The organism is Vibrio gelatinilyticus (assembly GCF_022836845.1).
Classification (GTDB): Bacteria; Pseudomonadota; Gammaproteobacteria; order Enterobacterales; family Vibrionaceae; genus Vibrio; species Vibrio gelatinilyticus.
Genome location: NZ_JAJNNZ010000009.1, coordinates 116511 through 138321, shown reverse-complemented (window position 1 = coordinate 138321; position 21811 = coordinate 116511). Strand labels below are relative to the sequence as shown.

Annotated in this window: 17 protein-coding genes and 1 pseudogene; 5 read left to right on the top strand and 13 right to left on the bottom strand. The window is 44.5% G+C overall.

The genetic code is table 11. The features are described 5' to 3' along the window. Positions 1–67 precede the first annotated feature (67 nt). The 6 genes from aguA to LNL84_RS12720 all read right to left on the bottom strand — a co-directional run bounded on the left by aguA (position 68) and on the right by LNL84_RS12720 (position 6274). Complete coding sequence (aguA, locus tag LNL84_RS12745; RefSeq protein ID WP_244357930.1) at positions 68–1150, bottom strand: agmatine deiminase; 1083 nt, start codon at positions 1148–1150, stop codon at positions 68–70. A 33-nt stretch (positions 1151–1183) separates the two neighbouring features. Continuing rightward, positions 1184–2050 carry an N-carbamoylputrescine amidase gene (gene aguB / locus LNL84_RS12740; RefSeq protein WP_244357928.1) on the bottom strand — a complete coding sequence of 289 codons (867 nt, stop codon included), beginning with the start codon at positions 2048–2050 and terminating at the stop codon, positions 1184–1186. Positions 2051–2135: 85 nt separating this feature from the next. Continuing rightward, on the bottom strand, positions 2136–3413 hold the full coding sequence (locus LNL84_RS12735; protein ID WP_244357926.1) for an NAD(P)/FAD-dependent oxidoreductase: 1278 nt from the start codon (positions 3411–3413) through the stop codon (positions 2136–2138). A gap of 29 nt (positions 3414–3442) precedes the next feature. After that, positions 3443–4927: an aldehyde dehydrogenase gene (locus tag LNL84_RS12730; RefSeq protein ID WP_244357924.1), complete on the bottom strand. Its 1485-nt coding sequence runs from the start codon at positions 4925–4927 to the stop codon at positions 3443–3445. A 26-nt stretch (positions 4928–4953) separates the two neighbouring features. Beyond that, positions 4954–5511 carry an HTH-type transcriptional regulator PuuR gene (gene puuR, locus LNL84_RS12725; protein ID WP_244357922.1) on the bottom strand — a complete coding sequence of 186 codons (558 nt, stop codon included), beginning with the start codon at positions 5509–5511 and terminating at the stop codon, positions 4954–4956. A 16-nt stretch (positions 5512–5527) separates the two neighbouring features. After that, a complete protein-coding gene (locus LNL84_RS12720) occupies positions 5528–6274 on the bottom strand; it encodes a gamma-glutamyl-gamma-aminobutyrate hydrolase family protein (protein WP_244357921.1) in 747 nt (248 codons plus the stop codon). A gap of 345 nt (positions 6275–6619) precedes the next feature. On the opposite strand from LNL84_RS12720, the gene LNL84_RS12715 reads away from it, so the two are divergent. Together LNL84_RS12715 and LNL84_RS12710 are read left to right on the top strand one after the other, a co-directional pair. Beyond that, positions 6620–7963 carry a glutamine synthetase family protein gene (locus LNL84_RS12715; RefSeq protein ID WP_244357919.1) on the top strand — a complete coding sequence of 448 codons (1344 nt, stop codon included), beginning with the start codon at positions 6620–6622 and terminating at the stop codon, positions 7961–7963. Between the two features lie 17 nt (positions 7964–7980). Next, complete coding sequence (locus tag LNL84_RS12710; RefSeq protein ID WP_244357917.1) at positions 7981–9456, top strand: Na+/H+ antiporter NhaC family protein; 1476 nt, start codon at positions 7981–7983, stop codon at positions 9454–9456. Between the two features lie 73 nt (positions 9457–9529). Here the strand turns inward: LNL84_RS12710 and LNL84_RS12705 are convergent, their stop codons facing one another. Together LNL84_RS12705 and LNL84_RS12700 are read right to left on the bottom strand one after the other, a co-directional pair. Beyond that, positions 9530–9766 carry a GNAT family N-acetyltransferase gene (locus tag LNL84_RS12705; protein WP_244357915.1) on the bottom strand — a complete coding sequence of 79 codons (237 nt, stop codon included), beginning with the start codon at positions 9764–9766 and terminating at the stop codon, positions 9530–9532. 43 nt (positions 9767–9809) lie between these two features. Beyond that, positions 9810–10603, bottom strand: a pseudogene (locus LNL84_RS12700) (PhzF family phenazine biosynthesis protein). Between the two features lie 414 nt (positions 10604–11017). Here LNL84_RS12700 and LNL84_RS12695 point away from each other — a divergent pair. After that, positions 11018–12040 carry a GGDEF domain-containing protein gene (locus LNL84_RS12695; RefSeq protein WP_244357913.1) on the top strand — a complete coding sequence of 341 codons (1023 nt, stop codon included), beginning with the start codon at positions 11018–11020 and terminating at the stop codon, positions 12038–12040. Between the two features lie 45 nt (positions 12041–12085). Here the strand turns inward: LNL84_RS12695 and LNL84_RS12690 are convergent, their stop codons facing one another. Together LNL84_RS12690 and LNL84_RS12685 are read right to left on the bottom strand one after the other, a co-directional pair. Then, positions 12086–14980, bottom strand: coding sequence for an HD-GYP domain-containing protein (locus tag LNL84_RS12690; RefSeq protein WP_244357911.1), 2895 nt, complete (start codon positions 14978–14980; stop codon positions 12086–12088). Between the two features lie 189 nt (positions 14981–15169). After that, positions 15170–15742, bottom strand: coding sequence for an aldolase/citrate lyase/malate synthase family protein (locus LNL84_RS12685; RefSeq protein ID WP_244357910.1), 573 nt, complete (start codon positions 15740–15742; stop codon positions 15170–15172). 153 nt (positions 15743–15895) lie between these two features. On the opposite strand from LNL84_RS12685, the gene LNL84_RS12680 reads away from it, so the two are divergent. After that, complete coding sequence (locus tag LNL84_RS12680) at positions 15896–17404, top strand: DUF3612 domain-containing protein (protein WP_244357909.1); 1509 nt, start codon at positions 15896–15898, stop codon at positions 17402–17404. Between the two features lie 414 nt (positions 17405–17818). Here the strand turns inward: LNL84_RS12680 and LNL84_RS12675 are convergent, their stop codons facing one another. Then, on the bottom strand, positions 17819–18253 hold the full coding sequence (locus tag LNL84_RS12675; RefSeq protein WP_244357907.1) for an Mpo1 family 2-hydroxy fatty acid dioxygenase: 435 nt from the start codon (positions 18251–18253) through the stop codon (positions 17819–17821). 109 nt (positions 18254–18362) lie between these two features. Further along, complete coding sequence (locus LNL84_RS12670) at positions 18363–19760, bottom strand: DEAD/DEAH box helicase (protein WP_341829457.1); 1398 nt, start codon at positions 19758–19760, stop codon at positions 18363–18365. Positions 19761–20080: 320 nt separating this feature from the next. Here LNL84_RS12670 and LNL84_RS12665 point away from each other — a divergent pair, with 320 nt between their 5' ends. Continuing rightward, positions 20081–20431: a YajD family HNH nuclease gene (locus LNL84_RS12665; RefSeq protein WP_244357905.1), complete on the top strand. Its 351-nt coding sequence runs from the start codon at positions 20081–20083 to the stop codon at positions 20429–20431. Positions 20432–20566: 135 nt separating this feature from the next. Here the strand turns inward: LNL84_RS12665 and LNL84_RS12660 are convergent, their stop codons facing one another. Next, entirely contained in the window at positions 20567–21745 is a 1179-nt protein-coding gene (locus LNL84_RS12660; RefSeq protein ID WP_244357903.1) for a glycosyltransferase family 4 protein, read from the bottom strand. Positions 21746–21811: the final 66 nt, after the last annotated feature.

Below are 21811 nucleotides of genomic sequence, written 5' to 3'. Positions count from 1 at the left end.
TAGTACCCTTTTTTTCAATTTTGCCTTGCTTGGCGAATGCGCAGCGCATTAAGGCATCTTGTTGTTTTTAGGCAGGAATCTGTTGCGTAATGCAGTGTATATTCCCGCCGCCCAATAAAATTTCCCTTGTCGGGATCCCAACAATTTCATAATCAGGAAGCGCTTTGGAGAGGATGTCGATAGCAATGTCATCGAACTGTTCGTCCAGTAACGGCAGAAAGACGTGTCCATTTACCATTAAGAAGTTGGCGTACGAGGCGCTAAGCCTTTCTCCCGCCAACCTATTCATCCCCGCTGACATATCGATGCCACTTGCTTCTTCTTCAGTAAAATATAAAGGGCCTGGAATAGGCACTTTTATCACTTCAATCGAACGCCCCTTAGCATCACGTTGGCTCTTGAGAGCCGCATAAGCTTCTCGAGATATTCGAAATTGCGGGTCAAAAGGATCATCTGTCCAACTCAGTACCACCTTCGCTGGACCAATGACGTGAATTAAGTTATCTACGTGCCCATCCGTTTCGTCGTTAAATAGCCCTTTCGGGAGCCAGACTACTTTGCTGATCCCTAAGTATTCGCCGAGGAAGTTTTCGATTTCTGACTTTAATAGGTCTGGATTACGACCTTTACTCAGCAAGCACTCTTCAGTTGTGTAAAGTGTGCCTTCACCATCAGTATGGATTGCCCCTCCTTCTAAAACAAAAGGCGCTTGATAGTAATCCAGACCAATGACGTCACAGACTGCCTGTGCAACCAAATCGTCAGCACTCCAATCATCATACAAGCCATTAAACTCACCACCCCATGCGTTAAATCGCCAGCTAATCCCACGCCTTTCACCACAGCGATTAACAACGACTGTTGGGCCGATATCTCTCATCCAAGAATCGTTATATTCCATCTCAATTAATTTAACTGAGCTGTGCAGCATGGTACGAGCTTGTTCATATTGACGACTACTAACCGCAACCGAGACACAAACAACTTCAGCGATAGCATTCGCTACCTGAGCAAAAGCCTGTTGAGCAGGTTTAGCACCTGCTCTCCAGTTATCTCTTCTCTCAGGCCACGCTAACCACACTTGACGGACGGGTTCAAACTCAGCTGGAAAGCTAAACCCGTCCTTTTTTGGGGTACTGGTGAGTTTCATTGAGAATCCTTTCTTCTGTTCTTCGAGCTCGAATTACACGGCTAGTTTCATTACGTCTTGATATAGCTCAGGACGACGGTCGCGGAACAGTCCCCATGCATGACGTGCTTCTGTTGTCGCTTGCAAATCAATCTCAGCATAAATAATCGTCTCGCCTTCACGTGGACCTTCAGCCAGTTTTCCACCCGTGTGGTCCGTGATGAAAGACGAGCCGTAGAACGTTGTTTCTACGCCATCATCGGTCTCAACGCCGACACGGTTCGCGGCAACAACTGGTACCAGGTTCGCCGCTGAGTGACCTTGCATTGTACGCTGCCAGTGGTCACGAGAATCAAGGCTAAGATCTTGAGGCTCTGAACCAATGGCTGTTGGATAGAAGATCGCTTCAGCACCATTGAGCACTAGACTGCGAGCCAGCTCTGGGAACCATTGATCCCAACAAATTCCCGCACCAAACTTACCAAATTTTGTGTTCCATACTTTGAAACCAGTGTCACCAGGGCTGAAGTAGTACTTCTCACTATAACCAGGGCCATCTGGGATGTGAGACTTGCGGTAGTTTTCCAGTACCGTGCCATCGGCATCGATCATCACAAGTGAGTTAAAAAACGTGTTACCCGCCTTTTCAAAGTAGCTAACAGGAATAACCACATTTAGCTCTTTCGCCAATTTACTCATGGTTTGGATTAATGGGCTGTTATCAAACTCTTCTGCTAGTTCGAAGTACTTCGACTCTTGCTTCTTGCAAAAATAAGGTGCGGCAAAGAGCTCCTGAGGAACAACAACATTTGCGCCATTCGCAGCGGCTTCTCGAATTGCAGCTGTGATCTTTGCCATGTTGCCTTCCAGGTCCCAGTTTTTGGTCAATTGCAACGCGGCAAATTTAACTACTTTACTCATCGGATCTTCCTTTATCTCTGTAATTTACTATTGAGGCTGACTTATTATTTTTTGTTAGCTTATTGTTATTGGTCTTTAGACCACTTTATATCGCAAGCTTATCGCGCAGTGAGTAATAGGCTGCACCCATTGCTGTCATAGGGATCGCAAAGTGACGACCGCCAGGGAAAGCTATGTGGGTTAGCGAAGCAAACGCATCGAAACGTTCTGCGTGTCCCGCTAGAGCTTCCGCTAGTAACTTACCTGCTAGGTGAGTACAGGTGACACCGTGGCCACTGTATCCCTGTAGGTAATATATGTTGTCGGCAAATGAACCAAATTGAGGCATACGTGAGTAAGTCAGCAAAAAGTTACCGGTCCATTTGTAATCAATGCCAATGCCTTTAAGTTGAGGGAATACTTTTTCCATCTTTGGACGGATAAGCGCTTCAATGTTTTCTGGATCACGAGCACCGTAGACCACACCACCACCAAACAGTAATCTCTTGTCTGCGCTAAGACGGAAGTAATCCAATAGGTAGTTGGAGTCTTCAACACAGTAATCAGAAGGTAGAATTTGCTCTAGTTGCTCTTCAGAAAGAGGCTCTGTTGCAACGACTTGTGTGCCACAAGGAATCGCTTTGTTGCTGATGTTTGGCGCTAATCCACCTAGGTAGGCGTTGCCTGCCAATACGATGTACTTCGCTTTTACACTGCCGTGTTCAGTATGGGCCACTGGGTTTGCCCCTTTTTCAACACGTGTTACACCTGATTGTTCAAAGATGCGCCCGCCAAGTGAGGTGATTGCTTGTGCTTCACCTAACGCCAGTTTTAATGGGTGGATATGGCCACCGCGCATATCAAGCAGAGCGCCTTTGTACGCTTTAGTACCGACAGCGGATTCAACATCGGATGCACTCATGATACTCAGGTCGTTGTTGCCATAGCGCTCCCAGTTTTTCTTGTGCTCTTCAAGACCGCGCATTTGCTTGTTCGTCAGCGCCGTGAACATACCACCCTGCTTGAAATCACAGTCAATGTTGTATTCGTTGATAAGACCACGAATGATATCGCCGCCTTCAAAAATCATGTCACACAGTGCTTTCGCCTGTTCTGGCTTATAACGACTTTCCAAAACATCCACGTCGCGGCTATAACTGTTCACAATCTGGCCGCCGTTACGGCCCGTTGCGCCAAAACCAACTTTTGCGTTTTCCAACACAACGACTTTGAATCCTTTCTTTGCAAGATGCAGTGCTGAAGATAGGCCAGAAAAACCTGCGCCAACAACACAAACATCACACTCAATATCGTCACGTAGTTGTGGGTACTCACTTACATTTAAGATCGAGTCAGCATAATATGAATCAGTATGATTATTCATTGTTCTATTCCTTTTCTACGGCTACAGGCTTAAGGTTGGAGACGAATCCATGTCGTCTTAGTTTCTGTAAATTTTTCGATGGCATGGATGGATTTATCGCGTCCATTTCCACTCATTTTGAACCCACCAAATGGGACGGTCATATCACCTTCGTTGTAGTTATTGACCCAAACAGAACCCGCTTCGAGTTTTTTGGCAACGCGGTGAACACGGTTGATATTGTCACTCCAAAGTGCAGCACCTAGGCCATACTTAGAGTCGTTGGCGATCGCGATCGCTTCTTCTTCTGTTTTGAAGGAAATAACACAAAGTACTGGACCAAAAATTTCTTCTTGCGCCACGCGCATTGAGTTGTCGACCTCATCCAGAACGACTGGTGCAACGAATGCGCCAACACCAGCCACATCACCACCACAACGAACCACTGCGCCAGCGTCTTGGCCAAGCTTGACATAAGAAAGCACTTTTTCTTTATGCTCGCGATCGATAAGCGCACCCATTGATGAAGTAGGGTCCATTGGATCTTTTGGTTGAAAACGTTGTGCCGCGGTAATGACTTTGTCTACAAATTGATCTTTGATGCTTTCATGTACGAGCAGACGAGTCGCTGCAACACACACTTCACCCTGATTGTAGAAACAACCAGCTGCCGTTTCTGCTGCGGCGCGATCTAGGTCAGCGTAGTCTTCAAAAACGATATTAGCGTTTTTGCCTCCAGCTTCAGCCCAGACACGCTTAAGGTTTGTTTCACCAGAAGCAATCATCAAATGCCCGGCAACTCGCGTTGATCCTGTAAAGGCAATACATTCGACGCCATCGTGTCTCGCTAGCGCTTCACCCGCTTCATGACCAAAACCAGTAATGACCTGGAACACACCTGTTGGTAGGCCTGCCTGTAGCGCAAGTTTCCCTAGGAAAATAGCGCTCAAAGAAGACTTCTCTGAAGGCTTTAGAATCACGCTGTTGCCAGCCGCAAGTGCAGGGCCGAGTTTCCAGCACCCAATCCACAGTGGGAAGTTCCACGGGACAACTGCTGCAACAACACCAATGGCTTGATGACTCACAAATGCGTGAACATCTTTTTCTGTTGGAGCGACTTCTCCGTACACTTTGTCGATCGCTTCAGCATACCAACGAATAGCGCTGGCGGCTCCTGGGATATCTGTTGAAACACTGTGCGAGATAGGCTTACCTGTATCTAGCGTTTCTAACATCGCGAGCTCTTCTTTATGAGCATCAATGAGGTTAGCAAATTGATTTAATACCGCTTTACGATGACCTGGAGACGACTGGCTCCATTCACCTTGTTTAAATGCTTGACGAGCAGCGCCAACAGCAAGATCGACATCCTCAGACAGACAGCGAGCAATTTTCGCAATGACTTGATCATTGGCTGGGTTAATGACATCCAACGTTTCGCCGCTTTGCGCCGCGCTGTACTCTCCATTAATGAAAGCACGGCTTTCTATCTTTAGACTGTCTCTAAGCTCAATCCATTGCTCTTGCGTTTTCATTCGCGCTCCTTGACTACCTTAAGACATTAGAATGTGGTCGGCGTATGTACGCTGATCATTCTGCATGCCTTATCGGAGTGATTTGTAAATTTATGAGGAACCGCCGTATCGATGACGTATGATTCCCCTTCTGTAATAAGGTAAGTCTCTCCGTTATATTCGAGCTCTAATTCGCCCTCCAAAACGGTACCAACCTCTTCACCTTCATGTTTGATTCCTGCAACACCTGTAGTACTTTTTGGTGCGTATTCTTCAATCAGAAAGCCTATTGCTTGTTTCTTACTGCCGTTGCTGACCAGTTTCATCGAAACCGATTCACTACCAATTTCTACCAAATCTTCAGGTTTAATGACGATCTTAATTTCTTTCTCATCCAATTGTTCAAATGTGAAGAATTCAGACAACGATAACGAAAATACATTCACGATTTTCTGTAGCGAACTTACCGAAGGGCTCACCTTGGCGTTCTCTATTGATGAAATCGCACTATGGGTAATACCCGCCCTTTCAGCCAGTTCGCGTTGTGAAAGACCTCTGTCTTTTCTCAGTCTTGCTATGTTTTTTCCAATCTGTTGATTGTTCATTTATTCAGCTCCCGAATTATTGAGACGCTGACATAATAAATTCTTTAAACAAAACCTGTGAGAAATGATTGTGTTTTGCTTGCCATTCTGGGTGCCACTGCACGCCAACAAAATATTTATGGTTCGGTAAGCTGAACGCTTCTATCAGACCATCTGGTGCTCTCGCCTCTACTTTTAGAGTTGGCGCCAGCTGTTTTACACCTTGATTGTGAAGTGTATTCACCTCAAAGCTTTGCTGATTCTGCCACTGCTCTTGCGACAACCACTTGGCAAATACACCCTCTTTTTCTACAACGACAGGGTGAGCCGGGCCATATTTCTCTGCAAAGTCTTTTGATGGATTTTCTCGGTGGTCATCGTATCCCGATTCATGCACTGCTGGATCTAACGAACCACCCAAAGCGACATTCATCTCTTGAAAACCACGACATATCCCTAAACAAGGGATGTCCATATCTACGGCTTTACGAATCAACGCGATGGCCAGTTCGTCACGCATTTCATCTTTCTTAGGTTCTTCGTGATCACCGTCGTAGCGATGAGGCGCGACATTGGAATGGCTACCTGGGAAAAGTAACCCATCACATACACTTAGTACGCGATGCAACTCGTTGTCTTCGATTGCCGATGGCAAAACGATTGGAGTTCCGCCAAAGTCTTTCACTGCATCTATATAGAATTCATTGAGCGACTGTATTTGATAACCCGCTAATTCCTTTTTACAGCTTACCAGTCCGATAATTGGTTTTCTTATCTCAGACATCACTACATCCATGTTTAATTTATTTAACAAAAACACTACAAGTTGCATGTTCATTTATCAATACAAGTGTTAGATATATTAACCAAATCGTGACAGGCATCTCTTTTCTGTTCATAAAAGGCGCTAATTTCGGTAAAAATATTGAGCAAAAGACCTTCAACTGTTAATAATAAGTTAAATATCTTACAAGACAATCATTGTTGATTGGCAATTAAAGGCTTTAAAAACAACAGCATAAGTAGAAAGCCAGCAAGATAACCCTCTTTTTAGCATGGGGATTGTAGGCGCTTTGTTAAAAATGACCCTTCATCATGCCATATCGTCCGAAAACTAGGAGTAGTAAACATGGATTCGTATTTACAGGAAGTTAAAAATTTTAGACAAAAGTGGCCTAAAATTGAGTACGTTGATTTGATTTTCACCGATTTGAATGCCACGCCACGTGGTAAACGTATTCCCGTAGATTCATTAGCAAAGCTCGCCAAAGGTGTCGCTCTGCCTCTTTCGACCATCACTCTCGACACGAAGGGTGCGGTTGTTGAATCGGCAGGCCTAGGCGAAGACTTGGGTGAGCCCGATAATCTGTGTTTCCCCGTCTCTGGGACACTACTGCCAACAGCTAAAGAAGGTACTGGCCAGATTCTATTGAGCATGATGGAAGATGATGGCAAGACCCCCCACCGCCTGTTCGTGCGCAATATTCTCGAACGCATGGTTGCGACGCTCCATGAACGTGGTCAGCGCCCCGTTGTAGCGCAAGAACTAGAGTTTTACCTCATTGATAAAGTCCGTGGCGAAAAAGGTGAAATTCAAACGGCTATCAACCCGACCAAGAACCGCCGTGAACGAGACACTGAGGTCTATGATGTTGATGGTCTGGATGACTACGCTGATTTCTTGGCAGACCTAAATAAAGCAGCATCACAACAAGGGCTAAACACCGCCGGAGCACTGTCAGAATCAGCGCCTGGCCAATTTGAAATCAACTTCAACCACTCAGACGATGTATTGCGAGTTTGTGATGAAATCGTTTTATCCAAAAGACTGATTAAGCAAGTCGCTAACTCCCATGGTTTTGATGCGACCTTTATGGCGAAACCCTTCCTAGAAGAAGCGGGCAATGGCCAACATATGCACATCAGTGTGGTCGATGACAACGGGCAGAACCTGTTCTCGGAGCAAGATGGCAGTGCTAGCCCACTCTTTCATCAAACGTTGGCAGCCATGCTGTCTCAAATTTCTGATGCGATGGCGCTACTTTGTCCAAACGTCAACTCTTATCGTCGTTTCGTCCCTGGCGCTTATGTTCCAACTAAAGCTGACTGGGGTGAAAACCATCGTGGCGTTGCACTACGCATTCCAATCAGCGACGGAAAAAACCGTCGCATTGAACACCGCATCGCAGGTGCGGATGTCAACCCTTACATTCTCGCTGCAGTAGTACTTTCCGCAGTACTAGCGAGTGATGATTTTACCCAAGAACAATGCCCACCAGTCCTGAGCGAAAATGCGGTCGACTTGCCAACTCGGATGTCTGACGCGCTAACTCAGCTTGAACACAGTGAGTTAGGAAAATACCTATCTCAGGACTTCATTGAAATGTACGTCACTTGTAAACGCAGTGAACTGACCGATTTTGAGAGGCTCATTACTCCACTTGAAATCGATTGGATGCTGCATTCTGCTTAGCGAAAGGAATTTAAACTATGACAATGGAAACACAGGCACTTGAAACGCCGCGGAAATCTGGTAACAAACACCTCTTTGTGACTGCTCTAGTCACAACGATTTTCGCAGTTTTTTTCTCACTGGGACTTAATCACGTTGAAGGTGAAGCTTATGGATGGATCAGCTTACTACCAACAGCATTGGTCCTATTCTTTGCATTGAGCACACATAGAACCGTTGAAGCACTTGTTGCAGGTACCATCGCCGGGGTTCTACTTCTGGACCCGACTCAAGTCATCGAGAAATTCATTGGCATCTCAATGGATGTGATGATGGATGGCACTATCGCTTGGATCATCCTTGTGTGTGCGTTGATGGGTGGTCTAATCGCAATTCTGGAGAAAGGTGGCAGCATTCTTAGCTTCAGTAATATGTTGGTCAGCAAAGTAAAGAGCCGCAAGCAATCAATGTTGATGACGTTTGTACTAGGCCTGATTATTTTCATCGATGATTACCTCAATGCTATTGCGATTTCATCATCAATGAAAAAAGTGACCGATGGTTACCAAATCTCTCGCGAGAAACTTGCTTATCTGGTTGACTCTACTGCAGCACCCATCTGTATTTTGGTTCCGATCTCTACGTGGGCTATTTTCTTTAGTTCGCTGTTAGAAGCAAATGGCGCGACTGAGGAAGGCGCGGGTATCGAGGCCTACATTTCTGCGATTCCTTACATGGCTTACGGCTGGGTAACACTCGCCATTGTCGTGCTCGTTGCACTTGATAAGATCCCTAACCTAGGTGCAATGAAACAAGCTGAAGAGCGCGCACAAAATGGTCAAGTTAAACCTGATGGTGGACAAGACATCGATTTCTCAGGTGAAACACCGCAGAAAACATCGCCAACAATGGGATTGATCAACTTCTTACTGCCTATGGTTGTGCTTGTTGCAGCTAGTTGGTATTACGGGATTGATTTGTTGGCTGGTGTAGTTGTCGCAATCATCTTCACTATCTGTTTGTACGGCGTACAACGATTGGTGACAATGAACGAACTGTTTGATTCGGTTTGGGATGGCGTCAAGGTGATGCTGGTACCTCTGGCCACAGTGGTCGGCGGTTTCATGCTTAAGAATGTTAATGACTCACTCGGTCTGACTGAATTCGTTATCGAGTCGGTAGCTCCTTATCTTTCAGCCCAGTATTTTCCTGCGCTCATCTTTATCATTACTGGTGGTCTCGTATTTGCGTCTTCATCATCATGGGGTACGTTTGCCGTGGCAATGCCAATCATCTTGCCTCTGGCAGAACAATTAGGCGTGCCATTGCACCTAACCATCGCTGCAATGTTATCGGCTTCAGCTGCTGGTAGCCACTCATGCTTCTTTAGCGACTCAACGGTACTATCAGCACAAGGCTCGGGGTGTACTGCAATGCAACACGCTAAGACACAGTTCCCGTATGCACTGATCGGTATCGTCGCAACGACAATATTCTTTATTGTGGTTGGTTAAGGGGTAGGTTAGCCCTTCAAACCAGCGACAATTTAGAACTAAGGCACGTTCCTCAGCAGACGTGCCTTATTTTTTATTTCAGGATTTTAGCCACATACCAACAGTCCGCTTCGATGTCGAGTTGCTCTTCGCTCGCCCATGCCAGCCCAGCATCGACCAACTGCCTTGCCAAGCCTTGGCCACGAAACACATCAGGTACGAAGGTGCGTGTAAAGTTTATCCCACTATCGGTGAGCTTATATTCCAATACACATTCAAAGCCTGCTTTTTCAATTACAAAACGTTGGCGTTCTTTTTGGTGAACTATCATGGTTATCTCTATCTCTTGGTTGCTAATTTCTATTTGACTGTCACTAAACCGTTAGCGTCCCACGTATCACAATGATCGCTTGTCCTGATATTTCCACGCCGTGGGGCGTCACAAGCATAGACACATAACCACCTCTTTCCGAGTCTTGATAACCGACCAATGACGATTTTCCAAGTCTGTTACCCCAGTATGGTGCCAATGCGCAGTATGCCGAGCCCGTTACAGGATCCTCGTTCACTCCGACCCAGGGAGCAAAGTAGCGACAAACAATATCAACATCCTCACGAGACGATAACGTTGAGACCACCATACCTCGTCCTGCACAATACTCAAGTAACCGATAATTTGGTGTTAAGCTGTGTAACCGCGTTTCCTCTTTGAGGACAAGAAAATCCTTGGTTTCAAACTCCCCCCAATATTCAACATCGTCGCTGTCTATTCCCAACGCATTTAGTTTGCTACTTTCTTCCCGCTTTTTGCTAGGGGGAAACACCGGAAAATCAATCAATATTCTATCGGCGTGCATTCTTGCGGTGAGCTCTCCCGACAGTGTCTGAAAAGACGTTTGTCCATTTGTATCTAACAACCCTAATTCATCCATAACCTTGACCGTCGCGACAGTGCCATGCCCACACAGCGCAACTTCCACCTGTGGTGTAAACCAGCGCAATCTTTCTCTGCCAAAGAGAGAAACGAGGTTTCGGACACCGCCATTTCTTTCGCAATCAGCAGCATTAATGATACGGGCAGTTCATCTTGTGTGATACATACCGCTGCAGGGTTCCCTTTAAAAGATTCACAAGTAAATGCATTGACCTGATAGATATCCAATAACATGAAAAAACCTACAGAAAGAATCGATACTATTAATCATAGTTGTTTTTAGAGCAATAAGAAGCCGTTCGCCAGCGTGGGTAAATATGGAATAAATATGTTCGCCATTGCTAATTAATATCAACACCATGCGTCAGACATTTCGCACATTTGGTATACATATAATTTCGAAATTACGGGTTAATAACGCAGAAATACATAAGATCAGCCAAAATCAAGGAAAAAACCGATAATTGAATAGAAAAGTTTGATTCCGTCCGTGACAAATTGGCCAATTGATTAGATACTTTATTAATGTGAATGTCTAAAACCACTCACAATAATAACCATGATAATTATTTGCTTCATATACGCTTTGTCGCTGCCCAAATATTGCGAAATATCGGAATAAGGTGAGTTCGAGGATTTATCACAACCATGAAAAAAAACGAATTTCAAAAATCAACTGCGAACCTTAAAAAAGCATTGCCTTTAATGATGAAACATCATGTCGCCGCGAATCCTGCAAATTACGCACTATGGTATACCTACGTTGACAAAACAATCCCACAACTCAACGTCGAGATGGACGCGATTTTAAAAGAATTTGGCGTATTATCTCCGGTAAGCAGTCACCATTTATACAATCACCACATAGCAGACAAAGCAGAAATTGATCTGATTGAGTTAAAAACTAGTATGGAGGCTCTAGCCACTGAAGTGTCTAGTACGATGGACGATGCGATAAACGATACGTCTACATTTTCTGATGTCTTAAATCAAAGTTTTGACAATATAAGCACCTCGGTGCAAGGCACTAAGAATCCAACACTTGAAGAAGTGATGCCTCTGATCCAAGAATTGGTTAATGAAGCCAATGACATCCGTCACTCAACTGACTTTATCAATAAGCAGCTTAAGAACGCCAGTGACGAGATATCACGCTTAAAAAGTCAACTCGCAAAAGTTCAGTGTAATGCGCTCTTTGACAGTTTGACCTCTATCTACAATCGAGGCGCATTCGATAAAGATCTCGCTATGTTCTGTCATGCCAAGCAGCCATTCAGCCTGATTCTGCTTGATATTGACCACTTTAAAAACTTTAATGACGAATTCGGCCACCTCTTTGGCGATACTATTATTAAAGGCATAGCCCAACGACTCAAGCAGGCGAGTAAGGCCGGAATCACCGCCTATCGATTCGGCGGAGAAGAGTTTGTGTTACTTGTGCCCAACAAGCCACTTAGAGTTGCCAGACAAATGGCTGACGCTCTGCGATTGTCCATTTCAAAAATGGCGATAAAAGATCGTCGTAGCGGCCAAACCGTGGGGAATATTACCGCTTCATTTGGCGTTGCTGAATTACAAGAAGGTGACACGCCAGAAAGCTTGGTCGAAAGGGCTGATAAACTTCTCTATGATGCTAAACGTGCAGGTCGTAACCGCGTCATGCCATTCTAATCCCCATTGTTTGGGATCAAAGTCTGCTCCTCTTAAGTGGCTTAACTAAGCTAAATGCTTCTCGATGAACAGTTCGACACTAATTTCGTCGATTTGTTCGCGATGAAGAGATGCCTCAGCGTACTTTTTATAAACGCCCGAGGTTAATAGAAGCCTGAAAAGTGACTCATCTATTTTTTTATTTTTGGCCATTTTCGCCATTATTATTAACGTTTCCGAAAGCGTTTTTTGCGTTTTATAGGGCCTGTCAGGGCTGGTCAACGCTTCAAAAATATCAGCGATGGCCATCGCTCGCGAAGGGACTGGAATGTACTCTTTCGTTAATCCCCATGGATAGCCGGTTCCATCCATCGTTTCATGATGGGTACTAGCGAGCTTTGCTACGTCGCCCAAGTGCTTTGGAAAGGGAAGCTGTTCCAGCATTCTATTGGTTTCGATAACATGACTTTTAATCGTGTATCGCTCCTCAGCGTTTAGCGTACCTCGCGCAATGGTAAGGTTATACAGTTCACCTAAATTGTTTTGTTGCGATGTTGCTTTTAAGCTATAGCGTTGATCATGTTTGTGAACCCGAAGCCAAGGTATCAGGTGATAATTAGCGTCCATCAGCAGTTGCTCTAATACGGGTTGGGTAAAAGGTCCCTTACCTCTTAATTTTTGTTCAAAATGGGATAAGCCAACCTTATCATCGAATGTGCGCAACCAAGTTCTTTGCCCGATAATCTCTAACGACGATATTTCATGATCTGTTAGTTGATGACTACCATTGTTTGCTTTCGCCACCAATTGATATTCGTTGTCAAGCTGAGAGCATTCTCTGGCAATATGCTCTCGCTCTTCCTTACTCAGTTGACTCGCAAAGCGACTGCGATAAATGTCCAGCTCAATATCTCGTTTAATGACTTCAAATCGAGTGCGGATCTCATGGATTCGATTATAAATCGTTTCTAGCTTCGTTGATTTATCAATGACATGTTCGGGAGTGGTTACTTTGCCACAGTCGTGTAGCCAGGCAGCAATATGCAGCCCTTCCCAGTTCTCATCCGTCATGTGAAAGTCTTTAAATTCATGATGCTGTGAGTTATGAGCGGCGCGGGTCAAGAGTTTAGTGAGTTCAGGTACTCGCTGACAGTGGTTACCAGTATAGGGCGACTTGGTATCGATAGCGCCTGCCATCACTTTAATAAAGGAGTCGAGTAACTGCTGTTGGTCCTGCAACATAGAGCGCGCTTCAATCGCAATCGCAGCATAGCCTGCCAACGTTTTGATTAGATCCAGATTATCTAACAGCACGTTGTCTTTGTGTCTCTCATCAAAACCTAATGCTAATGCCCCAACCACGTTATTTGTTCTATTGACGAGTGGCACAAACAACAGGTTATCTTTAAGGGAGATACGTGGAATATACGATCTGGCTTCATCGTACTTGACCATAATCGCTTGCTTCTCTGAGAAAAAAGCCTCGACCTCTTGCGCAAGAAGTTCATCATCTAAAGGGATCGATACAACCTCTGACACGTCTATATAACCTTGGGTGCGAAACCAGATAAACTGAGGTTCAAGAAAACTCTCGTCATCACTTAAAAGATATAAGTATGTACTATTAGCCAACGTAGCATCGGCTATTTCTTTGCACACCATGCCTTGCAGCTCATCAAGATCTTGCTCCTTTGCAATGACATTGGTGATAGAGAAGAAACTACCTATGGTATCTTGCGTTGAGTTGAGCGCTTGTGACAGTTCCATGATTTCTGCCACATTCGACTTCGGCACAAAATGATCACGAAAATCAAAATGCTGTATGCTTTTTGCCTTTGCTGTAGCCAAACGTATTGGTTTCGAAATCCACTGAGATAGGTAATAAATGACTGGCAGGGTCAGCAAAAGGGCAACCAAGGAAACAACAATAGCATCTGTTGCGATGCTGTGTGCCTCGAGTAATAAATCCTGACTTTTGATTGCCAACAGTAAGTACATCGGATGACCTCTAGGAGTTTCAAACCTCTCTAATTTGACGATCCATTCATCCCCTTCAAAGTTGATCCGTCTAGAATTGAGATTGCTTTGTTCTATATGGGGAATTTGCGAAATCAGTGGATGTTTAATATCGGTTAATTTTAACGGTAAACTGGACTTGAGCGCAGGTGCCATCTCAAAGACTAAAGGGTCGTTGTGAGCGTATATGTAGCCCTGATCATCAAACAGCAGTTTTAGCGATGTGTGCACTCTCTCTTTAGGTTCCATCACATACGAAACCTGTTCCAGCAGAATATCAGCACTAATGACCCCCCCCATTGCAGCCCCTCGATACAGGGTGATACCGTTCTTCCCAAAATAGGACAACTGATAGGGCTTAGAAATTTGTGTTACTGAGCGTTTTGCTTGATGAAACCAAGCATACTGACGGGGATCATAACGATTGTTTTCCACTTGAGAGTTCATCGTCACTATCAATTGCTGATTATAACGTTTTTGTTCAAGGATACCGCTATCAACGTGAAAGTGATACGCGCTAAACTCTTCTGGTTTCAATAGGCCGGAAGCTCCGTCCACTTCTCTGTAGACGCCAAACCAATCTCCATTAGGATAAACCACTTTGTAAGATTGGATATTGGGATTACCCTTTAAAAGTGAGAGAAGTGAGAGAAGTGATGACTCTTTGGCTCTCTGTTGGTTAGAGAATTCAAGCGCTTGGTAATCCCCATAAGAATACGCATCCAGCAACCCTAATGTGGGACTAAAGTGCGAAGACAACCTTTGCTTTGTTTCACTAATAATGAGATCAAAAATATTATCGTTGGCTCTGAGCAGCACTCTGTCTGTCGCTGAGCTGGCAATCCATATCTGTACACTGCTAATGGCGATCACCAAGATGATAAACATCACTGTGATGTGAACGTGTAAAGGATAGTTGCGTTTGGCTCTCTTTCTATATATCAATGATCTCTACTCACTCAACAACACTGGCGTAAAGTATATGCAGGCAAATTTACTTTATCCACCAAGACCCTGTGCAATTAAAATGCAAAAAAAACCCTCTATTCAATAGAGGGTTAAATGGTGTTGCATACGACATTGGATTAATTTGTAGTTGTCATCGATATTCATTCGCTAACGCTACATCGTTGCCTAGAAGGCAAAACTATAGCCTAGGTTGTAATCATCACCATTTTTAGCCGTGTATTCTTTATCTTCACTGCAGGCTCTTGGACGCCCACTCTCATCACCTTTTACTAAACTAACCCAATGACGGATCCCCGAAGCACAGTCACCCTCCACTTTCCCAAAGGTGGTACAAGTTTCCAATTGAATATCTTGGATATCGACAAGTTCAACACGACCGGTACCTTTGCGTCTACCTATCATCACTTCAACATGAGTGCCGCTTTCGTCTCTAAACAAAATTGATTCGGGATGGCACTTTTCTCCTACATAAGCGACAAAATGACGTGCCCTTTTTAACCCACTATGATGACCGTCTTTGAAATAAGCCATCACGTGGCGATAATCAATCTCATAACTGACGACATCTTCGTGTGAGCCGTTTTCCAAAGGAAAGAGTGTATCGAGCAACTGCTTGGCCATTTTTTGTTTTTCAATCTGCTCATCGGCTTTGACCATTTCCACAGCAAAGACGGCTTCAGCGATAAAAGTAGAATGGTTTTTGTGAATTTCTGTTTTATCAAAAGTTAGCATGTTCATAGTCTTCCCTCTTACCGCTTTTCGTCTTTGTAGAGTAAATATTCCAAACAACTGTTTAAATTATTTTCTAATTTGTGATCTTGTGTATATGTAGACTAGCCTTTTTTTGACTACAATTTCACAACAAAAATTTTACAATGTGAATTTTACAAAATGCCTCTGTCAAAAAGCCTGATTCGCCAATCCCATTTTTTGGGAACGAAAGTAAGAAATTTGCGTAAGCGCAACCACTTAACAATGGAAGATCTGTCGGCACGCTGTATTCGCGTCAACCCAGAATACGCGCCATCGGTCTCCTACCTATCGATGATCGAACGTGGTAAGCGCGTACCGAGCATTGATATGCTTGAAGTAATCGCCGAAGTTTTTCAAAAAGACCCAGCCTGGTTTCTCGACAATGAACCAGAACAGGAAGAAATCACTCCAGTACGCGGGAACCGAGGCGGTATTAGCGGTATGGCACTGGAGCCAAGCTTTTTGTTCTCAAATGAAATATTACAAATCGCCATACCTGAAACGCTCTCTCAGGCCGGGATATCTGGTAGGCAATTCGCTCATCTGTTGATCCGAGCTCATCAAGAAAGCCTACAAAACCATTTCCCCGATCTAGAGCGCGCAGCGGAAGATGTTGGCCTCAAAAGGCTAAACCTATCTATCGAAGATCTTATTGATATTGCCCGTGATTTAGGTATGACGATTCAATGGGTAAACCGCACCCCAAAAGATGTTGTCGATGAACTTGGCGTCAACGCCAAGCAGCTGGTAACTTCCTTTTTTGAGCCTCCCGGTACAATATACTTAAATGAGATCCTTAAAGCCTACCCAACTCGTCTTAAATACGATCTGGCGGTGTATATTGGTCATCGTGTCTTGCACAGCGAAGAGGGGCTAAAAAGCGTGTTGTCTGTCGGTCATCAAAGTGGCTGGGAAGAGTCCGGCACGATGCAGTCAAGCTCTGCTTTGAACTCTCAGGATATTTTGCAGGCGTGGCGTGATTTTGAGTCGAGCTTTTTTGCCGGTGCTCTGCTCTGTCCAAAGGTGCCATTCCGGCAGTTACTTGACAGAAACGGGTATGAAATTGACGTTCATAAAAAAGCGGGCGTGTCTCCATCGGTCGCCATGCGTAGAATGACTGTCGTCTCACCTTACCCTCATTGGCACTATTTTGATGCCTATGGTCCAGGAAAACTAAAAGCCGTCTATCGTGGCAATGGTATCCCTTTACCATGGGGTAACATGCGTATGGTTAACGATCCTTGCCAACACTGGGCAGTTTTCCGCAGACTTTCGGAACCACAAGCTGGTAGTTCGGCTCAGATTTCCATTTTAGATGTTGGCGATGAGCCAAGAATTTACTGCTGTGAGTCGATCAATATGACCGATCCTGCCGGAAACAATCGAGTGCTCTGTGCTGGTATCGATCTCAATCCAGCCATCGAAGCCCAAGGTGGAAATGCGTTGGATATTGCAAATGAGTTAAAACGCTCTTGTGTAAATGGAGGGGGAAGCGTACTGATACCACGTACTATCAAGAAAGATCTGACCACCATCGCTAAAATTCTCAACATCAATTGGATTGAAAGGGGGATTGAAGGAGAAGCTCGTCTGATTTGTTCACGTGGCGCCAGTTGCCCGAGAAAGCCTAGCTGTTACGATAAGTAAGAGGAAAAAGAAGCAAAGGAAGCGGAAGCGACATTTCCTTCCTTCCCTAGCTACAGACAAAAAAAAGCCAACCACAATATCTGTGATTGGCTATATACATTTGTGAACAAAATAAAGGTTCACTAACAACGTCAGTTGGCTAGGTGACCCTCGGCTTAATAAGGGTCACTTTCATTAATGCACACACCGTGCCAACTTTGAAATCTTTAAAAAACGCTATTATTGATTGAATTTACATCGCTATTGAATGAAACAAAGCACTTATTGCATTTGCAAAAGAGCAATGCAGTCGCAAAATGCTATCGCAATCTTTGCGTTTTGCAAAAGAATAGGCGTTCGGTACTCGCTAATATGCGACAGGTCACTAATCAACGATGGTGAGACAGTATGCAATTTCGGGTCACCACTGACAGGTTATTTTTGTCTAAACACCCAAATTGGGCCGATCAGCAAAAACAAAATATCTTCAAAAAAAGACGGCTTTTTCCCTTCAATTTTATGACCGATAAATTGACATACCCAAAGTACAACAAATAACGCTATAGAAATCGTCAGCACTGGCCACTGCATTCTAGCCATAAAGGTTATGATGGCTAAACATGCAAAAGAGAACAGTGCCATTTGAAATAAAACAGAACGAGAAAGTACCGAATAAAACATCAGCACCGGAAACAATGCCAACCATACCCAATTAATACTAATGGTACCGATGACCAGCGGGGGGATAGACCAAATTAGGCCGACTATCGACAGGTAAATACCAGGAACAGCAACTTTGTGTATCTTCCGATTGGTTTTATGGGTATGGCTTTCAGCGTAGGCATTAAGCCATTGTTCGAGATTTCTCATATCCTTTCCTTGTGATTGAGTGTAAATACATGTATTTACTCTAATCTACAAAAGTAAAAAAGCGCTACCAATATGGTAGCGCTTTTCTGCTAAAGGTCACAAATAGACGCTATTTTGTTGTTTTTGCCGCATTATTTGCACGGCGTGGGCCACCAGAACGTGCATTAGTCTTAGCTCCACCACTTCCTTTTTGTGAACCACCGGTGTTTTGACCATTGCCGCCCGGTTTGCCGAAGTGGCGCTTATTCTTGCCTGCTGGTTTGTGACCTTTAGCATTTTCACCAGAGCGTTGGCCATCGCTGTGCTCAACTTTCGGCTTTTTCGGCTTCTTAGGTTTGATAGGACGCGTGTCCAATCTCGACTCAGGAACCTTATTGACGGCCTCAAAGCCAGCAAGTTCATGACGTTGCAACAGCTTTCCTATCAGTCGTTCGATCGAGAATAACTCACTTGCTTCGTCTGCGCACACAAGCGAAATCGCTTTTCCTGTCTCACCAGCACGGCCAGTTCGCCCAATTCGGTGTACATAGTCTTCTGACACGTGCGGTAGGTCAAAGTTAACCACCTGCGGGAGTTGAGGAATATCCAAACCACGCGCAGCAATATCAGTGGCAACCAAAACACGAACTTGTCCTGTTTTAAAATTGTCTAGTGCTTTGATCCTGGCGTTCTGGCTCTTGTTGCCGTGTATCGCGAGCGCCGAAATGTTATTCGACTCCAAAAAATGCGCCAATTTATTCGCACCATGTTTGGTTTTACTAAACACAAGCACCTGCTGCCAGTCACCATCGTGGATCAATTTGGCTAACAATGGCGCTTTCTTGCGTTTATCGGTCACGAAAATACTTTGCTCAACCAACTTAGTGGTAGAGTTCGGTGGATTGACTGACACTTCAATGGGGTTATTTACCAATCCTTTAGCCAATTGGCGGATTTCATTTGAGAATGTTGCGGAAAACAATAGATTTTGGCGCTGCTTTGGTAAAAGTGCCAGTATCTTCCTAATATCTCGGATAAAGCCCATATCCAACATTCTGTCGGCTTCATCAAGGACCAATACTTCTAATTGAGAAAATTTCACCGCGTTTTGACTGTATAAATCCATTAAACGACCGGGGGTCGCCACCAGTACATCGCAACCTTTACGAAGTTTCATCATCTGTGGATTAATCTTAACGCCGCCGAATACTACGGCTGACGTTGTCGGTAAATGAATCCCGTACTTTACTACGCTGCCATGAACTTGTGCCGCAAGCTCTCGCGTTGGTGTAAGAACTAACGCTCTGACATTATTACCTTGTGCCTTAGGCCCCTGGCTAAGACGCTCCAATAATGGCAGTGTAAAACCAGCCGTTTTTCCGGTTCCTGTTTGCGCTGCCGCCATCACGTCTTTACCGCTAATAATTGCTGGAATGGCTTTTTCTTGAACAGGAGAAGGTTTATCGTAACCCAGCTCTTTGATAGCGCGAAGAATTGGTGCAGATAGCCCAAGGGAATCAAAACTCATAAATAGCTCTCGGTAAAGTATATCGGTGTGGCCTTATCAGCCAATAGTAGGAGTGTAGTCTCGCTATGTCATTTTGTACGGTAAATCTTCGTCGAGACAACGTTTCCTTAAAAAGTGCGCCATTCTGAGCGTTTTTAGTAAGAACATCAACAGATGATTAAGTCAGCTTCCAAAATCGCCCCACTCTGTCATTACAATAATCTTGGATTGGCAATGTGTGATCAGCTAGTCAATCTATAGACGGTCACTAACGATGGGTACCATCAATTATGGTAAAATAAAATAGTAAATCAATTTCCGATCATCACACAGGAATCACTATGTCTTCTGATTATACCGGCTCCAGCGCAGCCTATGCTCGTCAAGAAAGTGGCTATCGCGAGAAAGCACTGAAACTGTATCCATGGGTTTGCGGTAACTGTGCTAGAGAGTTCGTCTATTCAAATCTTCGTGAACTTACCGTTCACCACAAAGATCACGATCACACCAATAACCCTGAAGATGGGAGCAACTGGGAGCTATTGTGCCTGTATTGTCACGATCATGAACACTCTAAGTACACAGATCACGATCTCTATGGCGCTGATCCCGTCGCTAGACCTGACGATCATCAAACAGCAACTCACAACCCGTTTGCAAATCTTGCCAATATGATGAACAAAAAAAAATAGCTTATTGCACTGTGATTAGACTCGCGCTGTCACCATTCACCTTCTATGTTTGATGGCGCGATCATGACGAATGTAAGGTGCTTTAACTACCCTCTCCCTTTACATTGTAAATTCCGTTGTTGCCGTACTGAATAATTAACCCGCTATTTTGGTCTGCACTGGCGGTTTAGAGTGGGCTTTCTCTATCCAACGAGAAAGCTGCTTCGCTTGGCGATACGCATCGAATGAGTGCTGGACTCTCAATCGAGCAACATTGCCCATAATGCTTCTCTCCCAGGTTTCAAGCTTGGCGAATTTTCTTATCGCACTAGCCAGTTGTTGCGTGTCTTTCTCGTCTACCAAAAAACCACTGTTTTCGGTCACTATTTCTTTGCAACCCATAATATTAGTCGTAATGACGGGCGTTGCCGCTGCCATCGCCTCTTTAAGCACCAGCGGGCCCGTATCGACGCAACCTGTTTCTGAAAAACAAAAAGGCGCAACCAAACAATCATAATGCTGCAAATTCTCAATTACCCAGTGATGAGGTCTAACGCCTAAAAATCGTACGCGTGACGAAAGGCCCAATTGTTCCATTTGCTGCTCTAACTGCACTTTTTGCTCACCATCTCCAATTATGTCGAGCGTAAACAGGAATTGATGCTTTAAAGAGTGCAGAGCCTCAAGCAGATAGTGCACCCCTTTTGTTTCCACCAGCCGTCCTACAAAAACCAGACGAAGCTCTTCCGATGTTGTTTTGGAAGCCAGCGGAAACGTCTCAGTTTTTACTCCGCAGTGAAGTAACTTGATGTTTCCTGGGTACATACGCTTAAAGTCATTCTTCATATCCTGACAAACGGCGACAACAAAATCACTAAAACTGATTTTGCTAACCATATCGAAACAGTATTCATAAACATCATGGCCATGACCGACAAATGAACAGCTAATACCAAGTAGCTTTGAAGCGACAATGGCATGCGCTGCCGTATGCTGCCCAAAGTGAGCGTGAACATGTTCAACCTTACGCTGACGCATTTGCAACGCAAGCTGCAGTCCATAGTAAAACAATGATCGTTTGGGCAAAGAAGTCTGTGACGACACGAAGGCGAAAGCCTGTCTGACGCCGACAGGAGAGAAACTATATAGATAATGCCAGGGTATCGATGTTCCGATCTCCGCAATGTCATAATTCGCTTCAATGTCCATATGCTCTCGCTCAAAAGTCAACACACATACATCGTGCCCACAACTTTGAATACACTCGACCTCCGTTCTGATGAAGGTCTCACTAAGAACAGGGTAGGTTGGAGTAATAAATGCGACTTTCTTCATTAAGACACCATCTTTCAACAAGGACTAGCTGTTGGGTAGCAATATGTGTACCTAGGTAATATTGTC

Coding starts and splice junctions, on each gene's coding strand:
- aguA (WP_244357930.1), bottom strand. CDS start 1,150: ATGAAACTCACCAGTACCCCAAAAAAGGACGGGTTTAGCTTTCCAGCT.
- aguB (WP_244357928.1), bottom strand. CDS start 2,050: ATGAGTAAAGTAGTTAAATTTGCCGCGTTGCAATTGACCAAAAACTGG.
- LNL84_RS12735 (WP_244357926.1), bottom strand. CDS start 3,413: ATGAATAATCATACTGATTCATATTATGCTGACTCGATCTTAAATGTA.
- LNL84_RS12730 (WP_244357924.1), bottom strand. CDS start 4,927: ATGAAAACGCAAGAGCAATGGATTGAGCTTAGAGACAGTCTAAAGATA.
- puuR (WP_244357922.1), bottom strand. CDS start 5,511: ATGAACAATCAACAGATTGGAAAAAACATAGCAAGACTGAGAAAAGAC.
- LNL84_RS12720 (WP_244357921.1), bottom strand. CDS start 6,274: ATGTCTGAGATAAGAAAACCAATTATCGGACTGGTAAGCTGTAAAAAG.
- LNL84_RS12715 (WP_244357919.1), top strand. CDS start 6,620: ATGGATTCGTATTTACAGGAAGTTAAAAATTTTAGACAAAAGTGGCCT.
- LNL84_RS12710 (WP_244357917.1), top strand. CDS start 7,981: ATGACAATGGAAACACAGGCACTTGAAACGCCGCGGAAATCTGGTAAC.
- LNL84_RS12705 (WP_244357915.1), bottom strand. CDS start 9,766: ATGATAGTTCACCAAAAAGAACGCCAACGTTTTGTAATTGAAAAAGCA.
- LNL84_RS12695 (WP_244357913.1), top strand. CDS start 11,018: ATGAAAAAAAACGAATTTCAAAAATCAACTGCGAACCTTAAAAAAGCA.
- LNL84_RS12685 (WP_244357910.1), bottom strand. CDS start 15,742: ATGAACATGCTAACTTTTGATAAAACAGAAATTCACAAAAACCATTCT.
- LNL84_RS12680 (WP_244357909.1), top strand. CDS start 15,896: ATGCCTCTGTCAAAAAGCCTGATTCGCCAATCCCATTTTTTGGGAACG.
- LNL84_RS12675 (WP_244357907.1), bottom strand. CDS start 18,253: ATGAGAAATCTCGAACAATGGCTTAATGCCTACGCTGAAAGCCATACC.
- LNL84_RS12670 (WP_341829457.1), bottom strand. CDS start 19,760: ATGAGTTTTGATTCCCTTGGGCTATCTGCACCAATTCTTCGCGCTATC.
- LNL84_RS12665 (WP_244357905.1), top strand. CDS start 20,081: ATGTCTTCTGATTATACCGGCTCCAGCGCAGCCTATGCTCGTCAAGAA.
- LNL84_RS12660 (WP_244357903.1), bottom strand. CDS start 21,745: ATGAAGAAAGTCGCATTTATTACTCCAACCTACCCTGTTCTTAGTGAG.